21 protein-coding genes are annotated in these 20,621 nt (G+C 53.9%); 16 read left to right on the plus strand and 5 right to left on the minus strand.

From position 1 onward, the window contains the following. The first annotated feature begins 80 nt into the window (after positions 1–80). The 5 genes from typA (at position 81) to GSF01_RS11120 (ending at position 3,691) form a co-directional block, all read left to right on the plus strand. Positions 81–1,928 carry a translational GTPase TypA gene (gene typA, locus GSF01_RS11100; RefSeq protein ID WP_159883889.1) on the plus strand — a complete coding sequence of 616 codons (1,848 nt, stop codon included), beginning with the start codon at positions 81–83 and terminating at the stop codon, positions 1,926–1,928. Between the two features lie 113 nt (positions 1,929–2,041). Continuing rightward, entirely contained in the window at positions 2,042–2,308 is a 267-nt protein-coding gene (locus GSF01_RS11105; RefSeq protein ID WP_159883891.1) for a YlaH-like family protein, read from the plus strand. Positions 2,309–2,344: 36 nt separating this feature from the next. Next, positions 2,345–2,818: a hypothetical protein gene (locus tag GSF01_RS11110; RefSeq protein ID WP_159883894.1), complete on the plus strand. Its 474-nt coding sequence runs from the start codon at positions 2,345–2,347 to the stop codon at positions 2,816–2,818. 6 nt (positions 2,819–2,824) lie between these two features. Then, positions 2,825–3,097, plus strand: a complete 273-nt coding sequence (locus GSF01_RS11115) for a hypothetical protein (RefSeq protein WP_159883896.1) — start codon at positions 2,825–2,827, stop codon at positions 3,095–3,097. A gap of 141 nt (positions 3,098–3,238) precedes the next feature. After that, entirely contained in the window at positions 3,239–3,691 is a 453-nt protein-coding gene (locus tag GSF01_RS11120) for a pyridoxamine 5'-phosphate oxidase family protein (RefSeq protein WP_159883898.1), read from the plus strand. Positions 3,692–3,744: 53 nt separating this feature from the next. Here GSF01_RS11120 and GSF01_RS11125 read toward each other — a convergent pair whose 3' ends face one another. Next, positions 3,745–4,293: a YhcN/YlaJ family sporulation lipoprotein gene (locus tag GSF01_RS11125; RefSeq protein ID WP_159883900.1), complete on the minus strand. Its 549-nt coding sequence runs from the start codon at positions 4,291–4,293 to the stop codon at positions 3,745–3,747. 109 nt (positions 4,294–4,402) lie between these two features. On the opposite strand from GSF01_RS11125, the gene GSF01_RS11130 reads away from it, so the two are divergent. Beyond that, positions 4,403–5,737 carry a PhoH family protein gene (locus GSF01_RS11130; protein ID WP_159883902.1) on the plus strand — a complete coding sequence of 445 codons (1,335 nt, stop codon included), beginning with the start codon at positions 4,403–4,405 and terminating at the stop codon, positions 5,735–5,737. Between the two features lie 80 nt (positions 5,738–5,817). Here the strand turns inward: GSF01_RS11130 and GSF01_RS11135 are convergent, their stop codons facing one another. The 3 genes from GSF01_RS11135 to GSF01_RS11145 all read right to left on the minus strand — a co-directional run bounded on the left by GSF01_RS11135 (position 5,818) and on the right by GSF01_RS11145 (position 8,600). Beyond that, the gene (locus GSF01_RS11135; protein ID WP_235941408.1) at positions 5,818–6,351 is read right to left on the minus strand and encodes a hypothetical protein; all 534 of its coding nucleotides are present in this window, start codon (positions 6,349–6,351) and stop codon (positions 5,818–5,820) included. Between the two features lie 30 nt (positions 6,352–6,381). Next, the gene (locus tag GSF01_RS11140) at positions 6,382–7,503 is read right to left on the minus strand and encodes a hypothetical protein (RefSeq protein WP_159883904.1); all 1,122 of its coding nucleotides are present in this window, start codon (positions 7,501–7,503) and stop codon (positions 6,382–6,384) included. Between the two features lie 158 nt (positions 7,504–7,661). Beyond that, positions 7,662–8,600 (minus strand): hypothetical protein, encoded by a 939-nt coding sequence (locus GSF01_RS11145; protein ID WP_159883906.1) that lies wholly within the window; start codon positions 8,598–8,600, stop codon positions 7,662–7,664. 93 nt (positions 8,601–8,693) lie between these two features. Here GSF01_RS11145 and GSF01_RS11150 point away from each other — a divergent pair, with 93 nt between their 5' ends. Further along, on the plus strand, positions 8,694–9,818 hold the full coding sequence (locus GSF01_RS11150; RefSeq protein WP_159883908.1) for a class I SAM-dependent methyltransferase: 1,125 nt from the start codon (positions 8,694–8,696) through the stop codon (positions 9,816–9,818). Between the two features lie 48 nt (positions 9,819–9,866). Here the strand turns inward: GSF01_RS11150 and GSF01_RS11155 are convergent, their stop codons facing one another. After that, positions 9,867–10,097 (minus strand): DUF2626 domain-containing protein, encoded by a 231-nt coding sequence (locus tag GSF01_RS11155; RefSeq protein WP_159883910.1) that lies wholly within the window; start codon positions 10,095–10,097, stop codon positions 9,867–9,869. 305 nt (positions 10,098–10,402) lie between these two features. On the opposite strand from GSF01_RS11155, the gene GSF01_RS11160 reads away from it, so the two are divergent. From GSF01_RS11160 to bshC, 9 genes are all read left to right on the plus strand, one after another. Further along, positions 10,403–11,044, plus strand: coding sequence for an RsfA family transcriptional regulator (locus tag GSF01_RS11160; RefSeq protein WP_159883912.1), 642 nt, complete (start codon positions 10,403–10,405; stop codon positions 11,042–11,044). 192 nt (positions 11,045–11,236) lie between these two features. Then, entirely contained in the window at positions 11,237–12,220 is a 984-nt protein-coding gene (locus GSF01_RS11165; RefSeq protein WP_268893708.1) for a ketopantoate reductase family protein, read from the plus strand. 27 nt (positions 12,221–12,247) lie between these two features. Then, entirely contained in the window at positions 12,248–12,640 is a 393-nt protein-coding gene (locus GSF01_RS11170) for a DUF3397 domain-containing protein (protein ID WP_159883914.1), read from the plus strand. Positions 12,641–13,009: 369 nt separating this feature from the next. Beyond that, entirely contained in the window at positions 13,010–14,677 is a 1,668-nt protein-coding gene (locus tag GSF01_RS11175) for a peptide ABC transporter substrate-binding protein (RefSeq protein WP_159883916.1), read from the plus strand. Positions 14,678–14,905: 228 nt separating this feature from the next. Beyond that, entirely contained in the window at positions 14,906–15,841 is a 936-nt protein-coding gene (locus GSF01_RS11180) for an ABC transporter permease (RefSeq protein ID WP_159883918.1), read from the plus strand. Then, on the plus strand, positions 15,841–16,755 hold the full coding sequence (locus tag GSF01_RS11185) for an ABC transporter permease (protein ID WP_328803670.1): 915 nt from the start codon (positions 15,841–15,843) through the stop codon (positions 16,753–16,755). The genes GSF01_RS11180 and GSF01_RS11185 overlap by 1 nt, the downstream gene beginning before the upstream one ends. A 28-nt stretch (positions 16,756–16,783) precedes the next feature. Continuing rightward, positions 16,784–17,815, plus strand: a complete 1,032-nt coding sequence (locus GSF01_RS11190; RefSeq protein WP_159883922.1) for an ABC transporter ATP-binding protein — start codon at positions 16,784–16,786, stop codon at positions 17,813–17,815. Then, positions 17,812–18,768, plus strand: coding sequence for an ABC transporter ATP-binding protein (locus GSF01_RS11195; protein ID WP_159883924.1), 957 nt, complete (start codon positions 17,812–17,814; stop codon positions 18,766–18,768). Before GSF01_RS11190 ends, GSF01_RS11195 begins: the two co-directional genes overlap by 4 nt. A 194-nt stretch (positions 18,769–18,962) precedes the next feature. Next, complete coding sequence (bshC, locus tag GSF01_RS11200) at positions 18,963–20,606, plus strand: bacillithiol biosynthesis cysteine-adding enzyme BshC (RefSeq protein ID WP_235941410.1); 1,644 nt, start codon at positions 18,963–18,965, stop codon at positions 20,604–20,606. The last annotated feature ends 15 nt before the right edge of the window (positions 20,607–20,621 follow it).

Raw genomic sequence — 20,621 nt, forward strand, 5'->3', positions numbered from 1 at the left:
AGCGTCGGCGCTTCGGTGGTCGGCGCTTCTTTGATGAACGGGCTGGACAGCCAAACCAGAAGAGAGGATTTTGTAAACTTATGCATGCAAGAGAAAAGATTCGCAATATCGCCATTATCGCTCACGTTGACCATGGCAAGACGACGCTCGTCGATCAGCTGCTTCAGCAGTCCGGTACGTTCCGCGAAAACGAGGCCGTTCAGGAACGGGCTATGGACTCCGGTGATCTGGAACGGGAGCGCGGCATTACCATTTTGGCTAAAAATACCGCGATCAATTACAAGGATTATCTGATTAATATTATGGATACGCCGGGGCATGCCGACTTTGGCGGCGAAGTGGAACGGATCATGAAGATGGTTGACGGCGTGGTGCTGGTCGTGGACGCTTTCGAGGGCACGATGCCGCAAACGAAATTCGTGCTTCGCAAAGCGCTTGAAGCCGGATTGACTCCGATCGTAGTCGTGAACAAGATCGACCGTCCGAACGCCCGTCCAGGCGAAGTGGTCGACGAGGTATTGGATCTGTTCATCGAGCTTGGCGCTGATGACGAGCAGTTGGACTTCCCGGTTACTTATGCGTCCGGGCTGATGGGAACCTCAAGTCTGTCGCCGGATCCGGCGGATCAGGAAAGCAACATGCAGCCGCTGTACGATACGATCGTCAATCGCATTCCGGCACCGACGGAGAATGTCGATGCTCCGCTGCAATTCCTTGTTACGCTGATGGATTATAATGAATATTTGGGCCGCATCGCCATCGGCCGCGTGAACCGCGGCGTCGTTCGTCAAGGCCAGCCTATCGCGGTCATCAACCGAGAGGGACAGATCAAGCAGGCAAGGGTCGAGAAGCTGTTCGGCTTCCAGGGCTTGAAGCGGCTGGAAATCGACGAAGCGGGAGCCGGTGATATCGTGGCGATCTCCGGTATTAAGGATATCAATATCGGCGAGACGCTCGCGGATCCCGCAAATCCGGAGGCGCTGCCGGTGCTGAAGATCGACGAGCCGACGCTGCAAATGACGTTCGTGGTGAACAACAGTCCGTTCGCCGGCCGCGAAGGCAAGTTCGTTACATCGCGCAAGCTGCGTGAGCGTCTGTTCAAGGAGCTGGAGACCGATGTAGCGCTCCGCGTGGACGAGACAGACAGCCCGGACGCGTTCATCGTATCGGGCCGCGGCGAGCTTCATCTGGGCATATTGATCGAGAACATGCGCCGTGAAGGTTTCGAGCTTCAGGTGTCCAAGCCGGAAGTTATCATCAAGGAAATCGATGGGCAGAAGATGGAGCCGGTCGAGCGCTTGGTTATCGATGTTCCGGAAGACAGCATGGGCGCTGTTATGGAAAGTCTCGGGACGCGCAAGGCCGAGATGGTGAACATGATCAACAACGGCAGCGGCAACGTCCGGTTGGAGTTTTTGATCCCGGCCCGCGGTTTGATCGGCTACCGGACCTACTTCCTGACGCTGACACGCGGATACGGCGTCATGAACCATGCCTTTGACAGCTATGGTCCATTCCTGGGCAGCGGAGTAGGCGGACGCCATGAGGGCGTACTCGTGTCCAGCGAGACAGGCACCTCCACCTTCTACGGGATGCTGTCGGTTGAGGATCGGGGCATCTTGTTCCTCGAGCCGGGAACCGAGGTATATGAGGGCATGATCGTCGGTGAGCATAATCGCGACACCGATATCATCGTTAACATTTGCAAGGAGAAGCAGCTGTCTAACGTTCGTTCCGCGACTAAGGATGAGACGGTCCGACTGAAAACGCCGCGGCTCCACTCCATGGAGCAGGCGCTTGAATACTTGAACGATGACGAGTACTGTGAGATTACACCGAAGTCCATCCGGCTTCGCAAAAAAATATTGAACAAAAGCGAGCGCGAACGGGCGGAGAAGCACCGCAAAATGTCCGAAGCGGGAGTATAAGTTCAGCCTATAAACCGGGAAAGCTCTGAGCGATCAGAGCTTTCTTCGCAGTATGCGAGTATGGCCTGTCATTCCGCTTGAACGTATATTGACCTCTAGGGGGTGTCCATGCTATGACGGATTGGTTCCGCGAGCATCCATGGATTGCATATATTCTGATCTTTGTGCTGATTACCTATGTATACAATAAAGTGTTTCGCGCCCGTAAGCTTCCGCTGCTGAAGGACGCTATTATTTATTTGATGCTGGCGCTCGGCTCGGTCATGCTGCTTTTCTTTCAGCTGGCGGGATTGCCGATTATTATAAGTCTGGCGGTGGCCGTAGGACTGATGCTGCTTGTCCGCATCCGCTACTTTTTCCAGGAACGGGGCAGCAAGTAGAAGCGGTGAAAACGTAAGCAAGGGGGAGGCGGACCGATGGCGGCGTATTGGCTGGTGCCTGTAACGATGCATGGGACCCAGGTCATACTGGGCGAAGAGAGACTGGAGCTGACTCCTGAAGAGCTAAGGGGCAGGTTCAGCCGCTCGATGCAAGCGGTTCATCCGCGGCTGCTTCTGCCGTTCAAAGCTCATCTGCTGCTTTCGGACGAATCCTTGGAAGCTTGCGGGACGGATGAGCTGCCCTTTTCACTCGAAGGACCTGGAAACCTGGTGCTTGATCGAATCGTGGAGGAGTCCGAGAAAGGCTGCGAGGAGGGCGCTGGCGCAGGCCGTCCCGAATGGGGGCTTTCTCCATGCGCAGAGGCTTATGTAGCCGGGTTAATGGCGCCTGCGGAAGCGGCGGCCAAGCTGAAGCTTGTTCAAGTGGAGCCGGGAGCCGAGCCTTGGTATGAAGCGATGGGCGAGTGGCTGGCCGGCAATCGCATGGTCATGATGCTTAGAGAGGACTGAGGGGACATGAAGCTGCAGGATGCTATCTTCAATTGGTTACAGATCAGCATTGTTTCCGAAGCGCGCCCGGATGACGGAGCGGCCAAGGAAACGATGGATTTTTTCGAAACAATCCTGCGGGAGGACCATGCCCTGAGCCGCTTCGGCTACGTTTGCGATGAAGACGTTTACAGGGTGGATTACGAGCTGGACGGACAAGAGAAGCAGCTGCGTTATGACCGGGAGCTGGCCGAGCAATTGCTGGCGGACATTAATTCCAACCCCAAATATAATGAATGACATATATCCTCTCGCGTTTAGATAATATACAATATATGGACGCGAAAGGAGTGTCAGTTGCCTTTGTCTGCAGTGGCTGTTCCAAAACCCTTATGGTATAATTGGTGTAGCAACAGTGACTTCAATCACAGGAGGGACCTTATGGCAGAAACGATCACAGCCTTATCCGAACTCTTGGTCGAACAATTGCAGAAAGAGGCGCTTACTTTGCTCAGCACGATTGACCATGAGCAGGGTGCGCCGGCTATGAATGCTGTCTCTTGGCTGTTTGCCAAGGATGCTTCCACCATTCGTTTTGCCGTGGATCAACGTTCGCGTATTGTAACGAACATCAAGGCAAACCCGCTTGTCACTTTGACCTACATCGGAGCGGGAACCGTCCATGCCATCTATGGCAAAGGCCGCCTTGTGACCGATGCGCTCGAAGAAGTGCCCTTTAAGCTGGCCTGCTTTGATGTGGAGATCACGGAAGTGCGCGATGCGATGTTTTATGGAGCGCGCATTGCAGTTCAACCTGAATATGAGAAGACGTATGACAAGCGTGCCGCTGAGAAGCTGGATACGCAGGTGTTCAGCGCCATGAGAAAAGCCTAGATCCGGTTATCGTTTCTAGGCTTTTTTATACCCAATCGAGAGGTCGGGGAGGACTATAAGGAGCGATTAGGGAGCTGAGGCTCGGCTTGCTGCGGGTTGCCGGGCACAGGACTTACGTCTCTGGGCATCTGCGGGATAATCCGGCCGATGATGGCTGCCATCTCTTCAGCCAAGCCATTGAGGCCTCTGCCGCTTTGGAGCTGGTCGCGGACCTTCCGCAGTCGTTCTCCGAGATCCATATCGGCTGTAACATAGGCATCGACGCCGTAGGGGTCTTTTTTCAAAGCTTCGGCTACCGACAGCTTGACCGTCCCTACCTTGGCCCGGTCCATTCCTTGCGGAACATTGATGCCGACGATGGCTGTGTTGCCGAATACGACGCAGTTGGCGCTCTCGACATTCGGGACGCTGGTAGCTATTTGCTCCAAGCGCTGGGCGACAGCGCCCTGATCCTGTATTTCCTTCTTCTGGGGAGCCGTTTGCCGCACTCTCACCTGCCTGTCTGTATTCGGGGCCTCCGATGGGGCCGCGCCGCGCTGGGTGGAGGCGCAGCCTGACAGAATGGCGGAAAGCAGCAGAAGTACCGAGACAAACTTCAACATCGATCATCATTCCTTTCTTTGTGGTATCTGCTTTGGCTAGTTTGTCCTTAGAGGCTATTTACTATGTAATACGCTTTGAGCCAAACACCAAACCCTGGGAGGAACTCGCATGAGAAAAATATATGTATTGGACACCAACGTCCTGCTGCAGGATCCCAATGCGATCTATGCTTTTGATGAACATGATGTGGTTATCCCCGCGGTGGTATTGGAAGAGATCGACCTGAAGAAAAGGAATGCGGACGAACTGGGACGCAACTCGCGTCAAATCTCCCGTATGCTGGACGCTTTGCGCGCAGGCGGATATTTAAATGAAGGGATAGAGCTTCCCGGCGGGGGACGATTGAAGGTCGAGCTGAATCACAAGAGTTTCGCCAAGCTGCAGGAAGTATTTGCCGAAGCGACGAATGATAACCGGATACTGGCGGTAGCGCTCAACTACCATCTGGAGGAGAAGGAGAAGCCGGATCCTAAGCCTGTTATTCTCGTCAGCAAGGATATGCTGGTGCGGATCAAAGCGGATGTACTAGGCATCACGGCGCAAGACTACTTGACGGACCGGGTAGTCAATGTAGCGGATGACATTTATTCCGGTCATCTAACCCTGCACGTTCACCCGGCCATCATTGACGAATTCTACTCCTATCGATCCTTGAGCGTCGGCTCGCTGAATCTGGCTTATTCCTTGCATCCGCATGAATTCGTCATCCTTAAGGACGAGATGGGGACGAGCAAATCCGCGCTCCTCAAAGTGAATGCGGATGGCAAAAGGCTGGAGCCCCTCTACCTAAGCAATGATCCGGTCTGGGGGATTGCCGCCCGCAATGCCCAGCAAAGGATGGCGCTGGAGCTGCTGCTCAATGACGACATCCCCCTCGTGACCTTGACAGGCAAGGCAGGCACAGGGAAAACGCTGCTGACGCTTGCAGCGGGTCTCATGAAGGTGGAGGATGAGCACAAGTATAAGAAGCTGTTGATCGCAAGGCCTGTCGTCCCGATGGGTAAGGATATCGGCTATCTGCCTGGGGAGAAGGAAGAAAAGCTGCGACCTTGGATGCAGCCGGTCTACGATAACTTGGAGTTCTTGTTCGATACGAAGAAAACCGGCGATATCGATAAAATATTAGCAGGGCTAGGCAGTATCCAGGTCGAAGCGCTCACGTATATCCGCGGCAGATCCATTCCCGGTCAGTTTATCATCATCGACGAGGCGCAGAACCTGTCCAAGCACGAGGTAAAGACCATCGTCTCCCGGGTAGGGGAAGGCAGTAAAATCGTGCTGCTGGGCGATCCGGAGCAGATCGACCACCCGTATCTGGACGCTTCCAGCAATGGCTTGACCTATGTAGTCGAACGCTTCAAAGAACAAAGCATCAGCGGCCATATTCTGCTTGAGCGAGGGGAACGCTCGCATCTCGCCCAGCTCGCCGCCGATTTGCTGTAGGCCGCTTAGGCATAACAAAGGGGGAGCATCCGTATTCGGATGCTCCCCCTTTGTTATGTTTTCAAGAAACCATACCGCCCCTACAGCGGCTTGTACAGCCACTCCAAGCTGCAGCCGTAGGCGCGGGCGATCCCGACCGCTAATTCGTCATGCTGGGATTCCATAGCGTAAGCAGTCTGGCCTTCGGCACCTACCCAGTGGCCGAGCAGATGTTCCTCGAGCTGTAAAGCCGCAGAAACCGGATTGCTGAATGACCCTTGTGAAGAAGGAGAAGCAGGGAACAGTCGGAACAGAACAGCCGTATCCGCGTACAGGTAGAACCGTTCCATCCGGCTCACGAAGCCGAAGTCGGTGAAGGTTGGTCTGGGCGTGAACGATTCGGGCAGAAGAAGCAGATCGATCGGCTCGGCGGGTACGTTATATTGGGACATGACCGGCAGGGCGGACTCCCGGTCGCTGGCCGATAAGAAGATGAACAGTTCCTTATCCCGGTCGAACACGGTGGCTCGTTCGGCCAACGCCTTAATAATCTGCGCGTAGTAACCGGGGCGCTTCCCGCCTGGCAGGGCCATATCCAGTGCGTAGGTAAGACTGGGGGGAGCAGGCATAGTCATCGCGGTGTGTCTCCTTTCCCGGAAGAGGGTTTATAAGACCAGCTTGAGTACGATTTTTAGCAATCCTTCCTCTTGATGGACCTCTGTAACTTGAAGGATGGGGGCTAGCTTTTCCGGATAAATGCTCAGATCCACTTCTTGTTCCAGCATCTCCACGGTCGTAGAGGGAAGCTGGAACCCATTGAAGCGCAGCTCCTCAATTTTGAAGCGTATGAAGGGCTTGGCCTTCGACTCGCCCCTGGAAGCGATAGAGTAGGTGCCCTCCACGGACAGGTCCATCCCGTCCTGACGTCCGGAAGCTACGATTTTCCCGGGAACGAACTTGAAGGTGAGAGCGCTGAACATAGCTTCCTTCGACCTTAAGTACTCATTCAGCTCATCGTCGGTCAATTGGAAGGTCGAGCTTAGGCCGTTGTCAAACAAGCTTAGATTTCGATTGGGCCCGGAGCCCGTACCCGAAGTGATAGCTTGGGGCAATTCCTGCATAGCCTTCGCGAGCTCGTTCAGGTAACGCTTGAAGGCGGGAAGGCCCTGCTCATGCCACTGGCGGTTCAACTCCAGCATCTGCGATTGGAGCGAAGCGGCCTCGGCTTCCGTATCGGTGCGGCTGGCGATTTGTAGATCCAGCTCGGCCTGCAGAGCCAGCTGCTTGTCCAGCTGCGCCTGAAACCGCTGCTTGGCTGTCTGCAGCGATTCCCCGGCTTCGTGGAGCTGGCGTTTAAGCTCGGATTGCTTCTGATAGGCTTCCTGATGCCGGCCAAGCGCTAATCGATCGTTTCCCAAAATCATCTGCAAGTATTCGAAGATGGCGATTCCGTCCGTGAAGGAACGGGCCGAGAAGAGCAGCGTCCAAAGGGAGTCCCGATCGCCCATATAATAAGCGCGGACGACCTTGGCTGCATGCTCGCGAGTCGAATGAACGGCGGAAGCCGATTCCGCCAACGCGCCTTCGGTGCTGGCTATCCGAACGCGCAGCTCGTTTTCCTGCACTTCGATCCGCTTCAGCTCCTGGTCGATTTCGAAGATCGTCAGCCCTTGCTGCAGGATATCGCGGTCGGGTTGTCCCGTTGGCGCAGCGGTGGCGGGCAGCAGGACCAAGAGGCATGAAGCTGTCCATAGCAGTCCGGTCAACAATCGTGTTCGAGCCTTCACCCAAAGTCCCTCCAATCCTCTCAAGTACAGGTTATCATGGGAAAGGGAAATTCATGACAATTACTTTTGGTTTTCTTGCGCTCTGCGGCAAAAGAGGCTGCCGAACAAGTCAGCAGCCCGCTTCGAACCGATTCACGGAGAAATGATCCATCTACTCCTTATTTTGCAGCAGGCGCCTTGGAGGTCAGTTTCAAAATATCAGCCAACGGTTTTGTCAGCTTGGGAATTTCCTTGATAAAGGCTTGAACTTCATTGACTCCATCGATTCTGTGAGTCCAGGCGATCGAGTGTATAGGGCCGCCTTCTTTCAAGCTGAGACGTATATCGCCTTTTTGCTGACGGATAAAGCCTTTGTCGTCAATCCAGATATCCAGCGTAGACGGGGCAACGATTTGCGCGGGAGCGAGCGCCGCTTTCCAGCTGGCAGCCTGAGTCTCGCTCAGCAGTCCGCTTGTTATTCCTTCCTCCAGCAGGGAAGGGAGAATTTTGATCAGGTAGGCGGATACTTGCTTTTGATTTTTTTCCGTAAGCTGGAGCGTGATTCTTTGCGCGGCTTCGCCGCTTGCCAGCTTCTCGTCTTTGCTTCCCGGCTCCAGCCAGCCTGGTTCCAGCTCCTGGAGGAGCTTGGCGCTGACGGCAGAGGAGAGACGACCGGTATGCTTCAGACGCTCGGCGTTTTGTTCCAGCGGCACGCTCAGGTACTCATCGGTTTTATTGATGATTGGCAAGTGAGCGTACATTTTGTTATCTTTAAGTAAAATGGGCAGCTCCCATCCTTGATTCGAGCCTTTAGGCGTAAAGGTAAAGTCTGCTTCTGCTTGTACCGGGTCATTGAGCGAGGATTTTCCCTGATACGTTAGCTTTCCTTCCTTAAAGGCCGATAACATAGCGGCCGTCAGCGGCTGTGCGCCTTGAAAGATAGAGGCGTCGAGCTGGACGTCGGCCTCTCCCGAGAATTGGTAGCTGGTGATCTGCTCCTGCTTGGCGGCGGCTTGTACCCAGTCTTCCTTAAGCTGCTTGCGGTCGGTACAGCCGGAGATGAGCAGAACGGCGCAGCCGATAACGGCGGCATGACGAATGAAACGCGATGGATTCATGGTATTTCTGCTCCCTTCTTTTAAACTATCCGTACTATTATAACGATTTCGGAGAAGTTTGTCTGTAGTGAAATGAGGTTTGGAGGTCGCGGAATGAAAGACGAAGTGAGGAAGGAAGAAAATAACGGACTGCTTGAACGCATTCTCGAGCGCCTGGGCGAAAGTCCGGATGACTTTTTGTCATTTCGAGATTATATGGAAGCCTGCTTGTATGATCCGGAATGGGGCTACTATACAAGCGAGCGTCCGAAGATCGGACACACGGGCGATTTTTATACGGCGGCCTCGCTTGGCGGTCTGTTGGGTGAATGTCTGGCTGCCTACATCTCCGTTCAGCTAAAGTCCTTCGAAGGGACGCTGCGTCTTATCGAGTGGGGGGGAGGGACTGGCAGACTGGCTGCGCAGGTCTTGGATACGATCCGGGAGAAGGAGCCGGAGCTTTACGGCCGGCTTCGATACACCGGTGTCGAGGCGAGTCTTTATCATCGTCGACTTCAGGCGGAAACGCTTCAGGAGCATAAGGAGCTCATAGATATCGTGGCCCCGGAGTCTTGGTCTGCGAGCGGATCTCTGGCGAATACGGTTCTTTTCTCCAACGAACTGCCGGATGCCTTCCCTGTTCATCGGATAGTCTGGCGGCAGGAGGGCTGGATGGAGCTGGGCGTACGATGGAGCCCAGCTGTTGGGAAGCTGGTGGAGACCGAGAGGCCGCTCCGCGGTGAGGAGCTGCTTCGTTACATCGAAGCCGAACAGCTGCCGCGGCGAGTGGACCAACGCTTCGAAGTAAATTTGGACGCGGTCCGCTGGTGTCGGGAGATAGCCGCAAAACTTGCTTCTGGAAGCCTCATGGTGACCATCGATTACGGAGATGTGAGGGAGGAGCTGCATGCTTCCCACCGGATGGAAGGGACGCTGCTCTGCTATCGGGGCCATGTGGCTAGCGATACGCCCCTAGAGCATGCCGGTGAGCAGGATATCACTTCCCATGTGAACTTCAGCGCTTTCATGGAGGCCGGGGAGGCGAAGGGGATGGAAACCGTTCTGTACCAGACGCAGAAGCAGTTTCTCGTCGAGCAGGGGATTCTCGGCTTGCTGCAAAACCACGATGCCTCCGACCCGTTCTCGGAGACGGCCAAAAGAAACCGGGCGATTCGTCAGCTTCTGCTGTCGGATTCGATGAGCGAGCTGTTCAAGGTATTGGTACAAAGAAAAAAATGAGCCGCATGCTGCATGCGGCTCATTTTGCTAACTTGAATGGTGCGATGGCTAGATGGACATTTTGAAGAATGACCAATACGTAACCCCTGTGAACGAGAGAATCATGTAACCCCAAAATAATAATATGTAGGTGCGCTCGGACAGCTTCAGGTAGCCAAGCAGTACGAAGACGGCTGTCTGGGCAAAAAAGATAAAGGCCATTGGAATTAAGTCACCGGCCAGTGCCATTAGCCCGATAACGAGCGTCCAGAAACCGAGTACGCGAAACATGCGATCCATTGTGCATCCCCCTCTCTACATTCACGATTCAAAAAGTGCATTACTATCCAACATTATAACGAAATCATGGTGGTGTGTAAACGTCAAAACAGTGACGAATTTAAGTCATTTTGTTTCAACATCCTATAGGATTACCCGAAATGGGGCTTAAGATGTATGGAGCGCGATAAAAATGGCAATACAAATTACTAGAAATGTATTCTATGAACTCTACCAAGGGCATAGAGTAAAAGTAATACAACACGTTCAGCTATAGTTTCACTCATAGATGATGAATAACGCGAGGGGTTAGGAGGACTGCATCAATGACCGCAATCAGACAGGATGCATGGAGCGATGAAGATGATTTGATACTGGCGGAGGTTACGCTTCGTCATATCCGGGAGGGAAGCACGCAGCTATCCGCTTTCGAGGAAGTAGGAGAGAAGATAGGCAGAACGGCTGCAGCTTGCGGCTTCCGCTGGAATAGCTTTGTCCGTAAAAAATATGAAGCGGCGATTCAGATCGCTAAAGCCCAAAGGCAGAAAAGGAGTCAGCAGCGCAAGCAAGCTCCTGTCTTCGCTAACGTTTCCGGCGCGGTCGAGGTAGCTGAACCTGCCGGTCTCCGCTCGGATGGGGTCGTTGAAGAGCTGTCGATTGATGCCGTCATCCGATTTTTGCGTCAATGGAAGGGCAGCTACCAGGAAATGGTGCGGCATCTCCGCCAGCTAGAGAAGGAATTGAACGAGAAGCAGGAAGAACTGGAGAAGCTGCGCAATGAGAATGAAACGCTCAGCCGGCAAGTAAATGCGGTGTCTACGGATTACAGGGTAGTAAATGATGATTACAAGGCGCTTATTCAAATTATGGATAGAGCCCGCAAGCTGGCCTTCCTGGCCGAAGAGGAAGAAGAGGCGAAAGCGCGCTTCAAGATGGACGAGAACGGGAATCTGGAACGAATCGACTGATATCCCGGCATACGGCATTTAAGCAGGCCTTCTCAGGGGCGAGACCCGGAATGTGATTCCGGCAACCCGCGAGAAGGCTTTTTGTATTTCTAGGGGAGTGATTCTTAACTGACAACTTGCCCAGGACCTGGTTATAATGGAACAAAGGACCCGAATCAGAAGGAGGGACAGAGACTGAGTCGTTATACTTGCATTGGCGCCGGTGCTATCGGCACGCTTTTTGCTGTAAAAATAGCTAAGGCCGGATTTCCCTTAGAAGTGTTCGTGCGCAGGGAGGAGCAGGCCCGGCGGATTGCGGATGCCGGTCTTACGCTGCGCGAAGCTGAGGGCGAGGCGTATGCGGCAAAGCCGCTTGTGCGCCTTTTGCCGAGCCGGACGGAGCATGCGGCCCGGGATTACAAGCCTTCGATGGAAAGCGGAGATGCGGAAGACCCGCACTTTATCTTCCTGAGCGTAAAGCAGAACGCCATCACCGATGAGCTGGCTTCCGACATCCTTGGATTGATGGGGCCGGGTTCCTGGGTGGTCTGCCTGCAAAATGGCATCGGGCATGCCGAGAAGCTCGTCAAGCATCTCCCAGCCGATCGTTTGCTGCTTGCGGTTACCACCGAAGGCGCTCTAAGGGTATCGGACTGCGAATCTATTCATACCGGGCATGGAGAGACTTATATAGGCGCTTTTCGAGAAGGGGACAAGGAAGAAGTCGAAAACAGCCGCATAGTACAAAAAAAACTTGCAAAACAGCTGGAAATGGCAGGATTTCGGATTTCGCTGTCGAATGACATCATAAGTCGAATCTGGCAGAAATTATTGATCAATGCGGCGATTAATCCGTTATCGGCCCTCCTGCAAGTGCGCAACGGCGAATTGCTGGAGCTGAGCGAAGCCCGGCAGCTTATGCAACAGCTTGTCGAGGAAGGGAAGCTGCTGGCATCTGCCTGCGGGATCGAGATAGGAACGGATCTATGGACCCGCGTTCAGGAGGTTTGCGAGAATACCGCTGTCAACCGTTCTTCCATGCTGCAGGACATGCAGGCGGGACGCGTGACGGAGATTGAAGCGATCACGGGGAATATGCTTAACAAGGCTCGGACTGCAGGTCTTGAACTGCACGCGCATCAAAGTGTGTATCTCCTAATTAAGGCGCTGGAGAAACGCAGGTCTGCAGGCGATTGAACCACTAAGGTCGAAGCGGGTGATGTTATGAATGTATGGAACTGGCTTCATCAATTGTACACGATACTTGCACTCGTACCTTTTGTCGTTTTTTTCATCACCTGGCTTATCGTGTATAACTCCAAGCGGGATAAGAGAAAAGCTACCCACCTGAGTATGGATCTTACGACCGTGTTTCTGATCGGATCAGTCGGCTATATGAGCCGTAATTTGTTTAATTCGTCGCTGCTGCTCTGGCTGATCATTTTGCTCTTCCTTATAGCTGCCGGTTTGCTTGGCAGCATGCAGAACCGGATGAAGGGCCGGATCGATCTGAAGAAGATCGTGCGAACCTTGTCCAGACTTGGGTTTCTAGTGCTGACGACCTGCTATGTCATGCTGGTCGTCGTCGGGATCGGCAAGTACATGTTCCTATCCTAAGAGTTAAGTAGAGGGTTGCCTGGGCTAGAAGAAACTAAAGTTGTGATTTTCGTACATACGCATAATTTTACTACAAAAAGAGAGCCTATTTTCATAGGCTCTCTTTTTGTTTATAGAGAAAATGAAGCCGCTGTAGACATGGAAAGACTCAACGTTCCTCTATTCGACAAGAATTGACCAATGACAAAAAGTAGAAGTAGATTTTATTAACCGAGGGTTGTATAATTTCTCAGTGGCAACGGTTTCAGTCATTTACAAATCGGTATAATATATGTATTATCGTTAGTATTCATTATTTGACCAGGTGATGATTCTGAATTATTCATTCAGAATTAACATATAATTACATATTAAAAAGGAGGAGTTATTATGAAATTCAAGAAACTTCTAGTTTTGGCTTCTGTCACCGCCATGCTAGGCTCAGCCGTGGCCGGATGCTCGGGTGCGAATAATCAAGGAGAGGCAGGAGGCGGCGCAGCTGGCGATAAAAATGCGCCGGCACAAGAAATTCGGACTAATTTGTCCGCCGAACCGCCTGCCCTGGATAGCTCTATCGCGACGACGAACCCTACCTTCACGATTCTGAACGCGGTCAACGAAGGCCTGTACCGCCTGGATGCCGAAGGGAAGGCCCAACCGGCTCTGGCTAAGGAGCTTCCCAAAATTTCGCCTGACGGCCTCGTGTACACCATCACGCTGCGCGACGGCTTGAAGTGGGCCGACGGCTCCGCTCTGACCGCTCAAGATTTCGTGTGGGCTTATCAGCGCACGTTGGACCCCGCTACGAAAGCGAAATACGCGTCGATGCTGGCCTGGATCAAAGGCGGCGACGCTTTGAATAAAGCGAAGCCTGAGGAGCTGGAAGCGAAAAAAGCGGCTCTCGGCATTAAGGCTGTAGATGAGAAAACATTGGAAATCACACTGGAGCGTCCGGTAGCCTTTTTCACGGATCAGTTGGCCATGCCGTTATTTTTCCCGCAAAAAGCCGATTTCGTCACTAAGCAAGGCGATAAAAACGGCGCGGACGCCGACAAGGTCATTGGCGCAGGTCCCTTCAAACTGGAAAAATGGGATCATGAGCAGCAGCTGGTTATGGTCAAAAACGACAACTACTGGGATGCCGCGAATGTGAAGCTGAATAAGGTTACGGTAAACATCGTTAAGGATCCGAACACCGCACTTAATATGTTCGAAACCAATCAAGTGGATCTGACCGAGCTTCGCGGCGAGCAGTCCAAAATGTTCCAGGGCAAGCCTGAGCTCGCTATCAAAAAAGAATTCGTAACCGCCTATATCATGTTCCACAACAGCAAGAATCCTGCTTTCGCCAATGCGAAGGTTCGTCAAGCGCTTGGCATGGCCATTGACCGCAAAGCCTATAACGAGGTGGTGTTGGGTGGCTCTTCGATCCCTTCGACAGGTCTTGTTCCTGGGACGGTACTTGACGGCAACAAGCAGGAGTTCCGTAAGACGGCCGGAGATACCCAAACGGCATTTGACGTAGCCAAAGCAAAGGCCTTGCTGGCGGAAGGTCTCAAGGAACTGAATATGACAGCTCTGCCGAAGTTTAAGCTGACTTCGGACGACACGGAAACTTCCAAAAAGACGATTGAATTCATTCAAGCTCAATGGAAACAAAACCTGGGCGTAGATGTTGACGGCGAGCCGCTGCCTTTCGCGCTGCGTGTTAAAAATATGCAAGAAAATAACTTTGACGCGCTGATCGCTCTATGGGGAGCCGATTATAACGATCCGATGACCTTCCTTGACATGTGGGTATCCGATAACAAGTCGTTCAATTACGTTCAATATAACAGCAAGGCTTACGACGATCTTGTTAAAGCGGCGGACAAGGAGGTCGACTTGGCCAAGAGAGCCCAGACGCTTGCTGAGGCCGAGAAATTGTTGATGGCCGATGCTCCGATTTACCCGCTGTACTTCCGTACGAAACCTTATGCGAAAAATCCGAGCGTGGATGGTCTTATTCTCCCTTCCATGTCCAAAGAGTGGGAGCTGCGTTGGGTTAGTCTTAAGTAACTTTGCCCGCACTGTTAGCAGGGAAAGAGGGGGCCGTTCTGAACCAGGGAACGGCCTCGATTTTTCTCGTCAATCCGATCTATCAAAGAATCGGCAGGCAATGCGGAGCTGCTTCGCAAACATAGCCTAGCCGGGAGAGGCCGCTATGCTTGCGAAGCAGCTCGGCTGCCAGTGGCCAAGCTGACCGCTATTTTACTTCTTAGTAGTTACTAGTTCAGGAGGTGTGCCATGCTTCGTTACTTGTTGCGACGTCTTATCTATATGGCGATCACTTTGTGGCTCATCGTCACGTTCACGTTTGTGTTGATGAAAAATTTGCCGGGTGATCCGTTCGGCGAGGACTCACAGAAGATGACTGCCGAGCAGAGGCAGATTTTATATGCGCAATACGGTCTGGATAAACCGGTATGGGAGCAATACCTGAAATATATGAATAACGTGATACACGGTGATCTGGGCGTATCCTACTCCTTTCCGACCCGTAAAGTGACGGATATTATTCAGCAGGCATTTCCCGCATCGCTGGAGCTGGGCTTGTGGGCGCTAGGTATTGCGATTGTCGTGGGTCTCTTCCTCGGTATCATTGCATCGCTGAACCACAACAAAGGTCTGGACATAGGCGCGATGTTTACAGCAATCATCGGAATATCGATTCCTTCGTTCGTGCTGGGTCCGCTCTTATCTTACTTTGTAGGCGTGAAGCTGGGCTGGCTGCCTCCGGGCATGTGGACAGGACCTTCTTCCCGGATCTTGCCGGCGCTGGCCTTGTCCTTCGGTACCATTGCGATTCTGGCGAGGCTGATGCGCACTTCCATGCTTGATGTGCTGAATCAGGATTACATCAAGACTGCCAAGGCTAAAGGCTTGTCCTCCTCGGCTATTGTGGTCCGGCATACGATACGGAATGCGATTCTTCCGGTCGTAACGGTTCTTGGCCCGGTGTTTGTCAATCTGATAACCGGAACGCTCGTTATTGAGCAGATCTTCGTGGTGCCCGGACTCGGGAAGCACTTTGTCCAGTCGATATATTCCAATGACTATACGATGATCACAGGCTTGACGATCTTCTATTCCTTTATCCTGGTGGTTGTGTTGTTTATTACGGACGTCCTTTATGGACTAGTAGATCCGCGGATTCGTCTGACGAAGGGAGCGAGCAAATGATGAATGTGTCCAAAGAGCTGTTTGAGCCCGCCCCTCGCGATCAGGTAGGCCGTGAATCTATCGTTCGTCCTTCGCTCACGTACTGGAAGGATGCCTGGAGGCGGCTGAAGAAAAACAAGCTGGCCATGTTCGGCTTGATCACGCTTTGCGCGCTCGCGCTGCTGTCGATCTTCGGACCGGTTCTGTCCAAGTTCGATTATGCGACTCAAAACTACGAGATTAAAAATTTAGGGCCATCCGCCGAGCATTGGTTCGGTACGGACGACTTCGGTCGGGACCTGTGGGTCCGGGTATGGTGGGGGACGCGGATCTCCCTCGCGATCGGCCTTACTGCGGCGCTGCTCGATCTGGTCTTCGGCGTCATTTATGGGGGCGTCTCGGCGTATTATGGCGGACGCGTGGACGATATCATGCAGCGTATTATCGAAATCGTCTACTCGATCCCGTTTCTGTTGATCTCGATTTTGTTGATCGTCGTGATGGGTCCCGGCTTCAAAACTATCATTATCGCCTATGCGATAACCGGATGGGTGCCGATGGCCCGGCTCGTGCGCGGCCAGATCCTGCAGCTTAAAGAGCAGGAATACGTCCTAGCGGCCAGAACCCTGGGAGCGGGCGGCGCCCGAATTATTATGAAGCATCTGGTGCCTAATGCACTGGGCCTTATTATTGTTCAGATTACCTTTATTGTGCCATCGGCCATTTTCGTCGAATCATTCCTAAGCTTTATCGGTCTTGGCATTCGGGTGCCGCTCGCTTCGCTCGGTTCGCTATTGTCCGACGGCGCGAACTCCATCCGGATGTACCCTCACCGGGTTATTTCGCCGACGATCGTGTTCAGCTTGATCCTGATGAGCTTCAACCTGCTGGGCGACGGTCTGCGGGATGCTCTTGATCCGAAGATGCGCAAATAGCCAGTCATTCATTCGGAGGTGACGATTGATGTCTAAGAATAAACCGATACTGGAAGTTAAGGACCTGCGGGTATCCTTCCGCACGTATGCCGGCGAAGTCCAAGCGGTACGCGGCGTGTCCTTTCATTTGAATAAAGGCGAGGTACTTGCCATCGTAGGGGAATCCGGCTGCGGCAAATCCGTGACCGCGCAGACGCTCATGAGGCTCATCCCTACCCCTCCCAGCATTATCAAAAGCGGCTCGATTATGTTCGATGGAACAACCGAGATTACGAAGCTGTCGAATGCCAAGATGGAGAAAATCCGCGGTTCGGAAATGGGCATGATCTTCCAGGACCCGATGACTTCCCTAAACCCCACCATGACGGTAGGCAAGCAAATAACGGAGGGCCTGATCAAGCATCAGAGCCTGAGCCGCAGAGAGGCCGACCTTAGGGCGATCGATATCTTGAAGCTGGTCGGCATCTCCAATCCGGAAGGGCGCATGAAGCAATATCCGCATGAGTTTTCCGGCGGGATGCGTCAGCGCGTTATGATCGCGATAGCTCTCGCCTGCAACCCGAAGCTGCTGATCGCGGACGAGCCGACGACGGCGCTGGATGTGACGATACAAGCCCAAATCATCGATCTGATGAAGAAGCTGTCCGAACAGACGGAATCGGCCATTATCGTCATTACGCATGACCTTGGGGTTGTTGCCGAAATGGCGCAGCGTGTAGTCGTCATGTATGCGGGCAAGGTGGTGGAGCAGGGGACGGTCGATGAAATTTTCTACCGTTCCCGTCATCCTTATACCTGGGGGCTGCTTCGTTCGGTGCCGCGTCTCGATCAGGAGAAAAACAGCGAGCTCGTGCCGATCCCGGGTACGCCTCCCGACCTGTTCGCACCCCCAAAGGGCTGCGCGTTCGCCGCAAGATGCCCGTATGCGATGAAGGTATGTCTGGAGATCGACCCGGAGCCGACGCCTTTGTCGGGCACGCATTCCGCTGCTTGCTGGCTGCTTCATGAGGACGCGCCGAAGGTAGAACGCCCTGTAGAAGCGGGAGGTGCGGCACGATGAGCAATAAGCCGATTCTGGAAGTGAGAAATTTACAGAAGCATTTTCATCTGGGCGGAGGCCAGACGCTGAAGGCTGTCGACAAGCTGAATTTCTCCATCAACCGGGGGGAAACGTTCGGCTTGGTCGGTGAGTCAGGCTGCGGCAAGTCGACGGCAGGAAGGACCATCATCCGCTTGTACGAAGCGACGAACGGCGAAGTGCTGTTCAATGGGGAAAATGTCCATAAGCTGCGCGGACGCCGAATGCAGGAATTTCGCCGTCAGATGCAGATGGTGTTCCAGGACCCTTACGCTTCACTGAATCCTCGGATGACCGTCGGCAATATTATCGCCGAAGGTCTCGATATTCACGGCATCGCCAGCGGCCGCCAGCGCAAGGAACGCGTGTCGGAGCTGCTTGAAGCCGTAGGCCTGAATGAGGAGCATGCAAGCCGGTTCCCGCATGAATTCTCAGGCGGGCAGAGGCAGCGGATCGGGATTGCTAGGGCGCTGGCTATCGAGCCACAATTTATTATTGCGGACGAGCCGATATCCGCCCTGGACGTGTCCGTGCAGGCGCAGGTGGTCAATTTGTTCAAGAAGCTGCAGAAGGAGCGGGGTCTTACGTATTTATTCATCGCCCATGACCTTGCGATGGTTAAGCACATATCGGATCGGATCGGCGTGATGTATCTCGGCAAGCTGGTCGAGGTGACAACGGCGGAGGAGCTGTATGCGAACCCGCTGCATCCGTATACCCAATCGCTGCTGTCGGCGATCCCTATCCCCGATCCCGAGGTGGAACGCACGCGGGAGCGGATTATTCTTGAGGGAGAGATTCCAAGCCCGCTTAACCCGCCCAGCGGATGCCCGTTCCGGACCCGGTGTCCGAAGGCGATGCCAGAGTGTGCGGCGGTGATGCCGGAGTTCAAAGAAGTGAAGCCCGGCCATTTTACCGCGTGCCATTTATATTAGAAGAAATGCCTCAAGAAAGCGATAGCCTGCTCCTTCCCAGAGCGGGCTTTTTTTCTGCCGTCTTCCCGACTATTCCATGATTTTTTCTCCGCGTTTTCTTTTGACGATTAAGGATATCCTGTGTACAATAAAGTTGTTTGCTGCCTTACATACAAACGGGAGGCAACTAACCAAACATAAGAGAGGCGGCGGGTATGTTGCAGATGGAAGCGATCGACTGGCATTCCGGCCAGTCTTTGACGGACGACTACATACGCCGGTACGCCCTGACGGGCGACCTGTTTGATTATAATCCGTGGTCGGCTTCCAGTTGGGAGGAGCGGGCGGCCTGGCTGGATACGGAGCGTGCCGCGGGAGCCGATCACGGCAAGGTGGCAGATGTGCTCCATGCGTTTAATACCAAGGCGGATAATGCCCCGGAAGCGCTGCAAGCGATCGAGCGCTTGCGGGACCCCAGAGCGCTATGCGTGGTGGGAGGTCAGCAGGCGAGCTTGTTTACCGGGCCGCTGCTTGTTCTCTACAAAGCGATCTCGCTTATTCAGGCGGCCCGAGAGGCAGAGCGGCGCTTGGCCCGGCCAGTGATTCCGGTTTTTTGGATTGCGGGGGAGGATCATGACTTCGACGAGGTCAATCATGTCCATGTGCTGACAAGCGATAGCAAGCTTGACAAGATCAAGCTTGCTCATCCGGGAGGTCCGCGCACGTCAGTCAGCCGCACGGTGATTTCCAGGGAACAGTGGGAGGAAGTGCTGGTCCAGCTGGAGCAATCCCTCCTGCCGACCGAGTACAAGGAGAGGGTGGCGGCACGGCTGCGGGCCGCGGTGCAGTCTTCCTTGTCGCTGGTCGATACATTCGCCAAGCTGCTCGCCCAGCTGCTAGGCAGCGAAGGGCTGGTGCTGCTTGATTCGGATGACCCAGCTTTGCGCGAGCTGGAGGGTCCGATGTTCCGCAGGCTGCTGGAGCGGAGCGGGGAGCTGAATCAGGCGCTGGTCCGCGGAAGCGGCGAGTTGAAGTCGCTCGGGTATGAGCCGCAGGTTGAGCTTCATCCCAGAGGCGCCAATCTGTTCGTCTACGACGAGAGCGGCGAACGAGTGCTGCTGTACGACAATGAAGCCGGGGATGGCTTCACGGATCGGCGCGGGGTACGTCGTTTCAGCCGGGAACAGGTGCTGGCCTGGGCTGACGAAGCTCCGGGGCGACTGAGCAACAATGTGCTGACAAGGCCCCTGATGCAGGATTACTTGTTCCCGGTACTGGCTACGGTGCTGGGGCCATCGGAGATTGTATACTGGGGCCAGACGAGACCTGCGTTCCATCTGTATGGGATGCGGATGCCGATCGTACTTCCCCGCCTGGCGTTTACGCTGCTCGAAGGATCGGTGCAGAAAAACATGCAGAAGCTCCGGCTGACCTTCGAGGATGTAACGCTGAGGCTGGAAGAGAAGCGCGAGGCGTGGCTCCGGGAGCGGGATGATCTTCAGATGGATCGGCTTTTTGCCGAGGCGGCGGAGCGCTTCAAAGCGGACTATGAGCCATTGATCGCGTCTCTTGGTAGGATCAATCCGGGCTTGCCTGTACTGGGGGCGACGAATCTGGGCAAAATTATGGAACAGATGGACTTTCTGCGGCAAAAGGCGGAAGAGGGGCTGCGCACGCAGAACGAAGCGGGACTGCGCCAGTTTACCCGGGTCGGACAATCCGTCGCGCCTGGAGGTAAGCTGCAGGAGCGAGTGCTGAATATCGCGCCATATCTGAATAAATATGGCGAAACTTGGCTGCATGAGCTGGTCAAGACCGATATTCCTCTCGACGGGAAGCATCGTATCTGTTATATGTGATAGAGTGCAAATGAA

This window comes from Paenibacillus puerhi, assembly GCF_009846885.1.
GTDB lineage: Bacteria > Bacillota > Bacilli > Paenibacillales > NBRC-103111 > Paenibacillus_G > Paenibacillus_G puerhi.

What these genes read in the sequence shown, in the direction of transcription:
- typA (WP_159883889.1), top strand. Translation starts at nt 81, where the DNA reads ATGCATGCAAGAGAAAAGATTCGCAATATCGCCATTATCGCTCACGTT.
- GSF01_RS11105 (WP_159883891.1), top strand. Translation starts at nt 2,042, where the DNA reads ATGACGGATTGGTTCCGCGAGCATCCATGGATTGCATATATTCTGATC.
- GSF01_RS11110 (WP_159883894.1), top strand. Translation starts at nt 2,345, where the DNA reads ATGGCGGCGTATTGGCTGGTGCCTGTAACGATGCATGGGACCCAGGTC.
- GSF01_RS11115 (WP_159883896.1), top strand. Translation starts at nt 2,825, where the DNA reads ATGAAGCTGCAGGATGCTATCTTCAATTGGTTACAGATCAGCATTGTT.
- GSF01_RS11120 (WP_159883898.1), top strand. Translation starts at nt 3,239, where the DNA reads ATGGCAGAAACGATCACAGCCTTATCCGAACTCTTGGTCGAACAATTG.
- GSF01_RS11125 (WP_159883900.1), bottom strand. Translation starts at nt 4,293, where the DNA reads ATGTTGAAGTTTGTCTCGGTACTTCTGCTGCTTTCCGCCATTCTGTCA.
- GSF01_RS11130 (WP_159883902.1), top strand. Translation starts at nt 4,403, where the DNA reads ATGAGAAAAATATATGTATTGGACACCAACGTCCTGCTGCAGGATCCC.
- GSF01_RS11135 (WP_235941408.1), bottom strand. Translation starts at nt 6,351, where the DNA reads ATGACTATGCCTGCTCCCCCCAGTCTTACCTACGCACTGGATATGGCC.
- GSF01_RS11145 (WP_159883906.1), bottom strand. Translation starts at nt 8,600, where the DNA reads ATGAATCCATCGCGTTTCATTCGTCATGCCGCCGTTATCGGCTGCGCC.
- GSF01_RS11150 (WP_159883908.1), top strand. Translation starts at nt 8,694, where the DNA reads ATGAAAGACGAAGTGAGGAAGGAAGAAAATAACGGACTGCTTGAACGC.
- GSF01_RS11155 (WP_159883910.1), bottom strand. Translation starts at nt 10,097, where the DNA reads ATGGATCGCATGTTTCGCGTACTCGGTTTCTGGACGCTCGTTATCGGG.
- GSF01_RS11160 (WP_159883912.1), top strand. Translation starts at nt 10,403, where the DNA reads ATGACCGCAATCAGACAGGATGCATGGAGCGATGAAGATGATTTGATA.
- GSF01_RS11170 (WP_159883914.1), top strand. Translation starts at nt 12,248, where the DNA reads ATGAATGTATGGAACTGGCTTCATCAATTGTACACGATACTTGCACTC.
- GSF01_RS11175 (WP_159883916.1), top strand. Translation starts at nt 13,010, where the DNA reads ATGAAATTCAAGAAACTTCTAGTTTTGGCTTCTGTCACCGCCATGCTA.
- GSF01_RS11180 (WP_159883918.1), top strand. Translation starts at nt 14,906, where the DNA reads ATGCTTCGTTACTTGTTGCGACGTCTTATCTATATGGCGATCACTTTG.
- GSF01_RS11185 (WP_328803670.1), top strand. Translation starts at nt 15,841, where the DNA reads ATGAATGTGTCCAAAGAGCTGTTTGAGCCCGCCCCTCGCGATCAGGTA.
- GSF01_RS11190 (WP_159883922.1), top strand. Translation starts at nt 16,784, where the DNA reads ATGTCTAAGAATAAACCGATACTGGAAGTTAAGGACCTGCGGGTATCC.
- GSF01_RS11195 (WP_159883924.1), top strand. Translation starts at nt 17,812, where the DNA reads ATGAGCAATAAGCCGATTCTGGAAGTGAGAAATTTACAGAAGCATTTT.
- bshC (WP_235941410.1), top strand. Translation starts at nt 18,963, where the DNA reads ATGTTGCAGATGGAAGCGATCGACTGGCATTCCGGCCAGTCTTTGACG.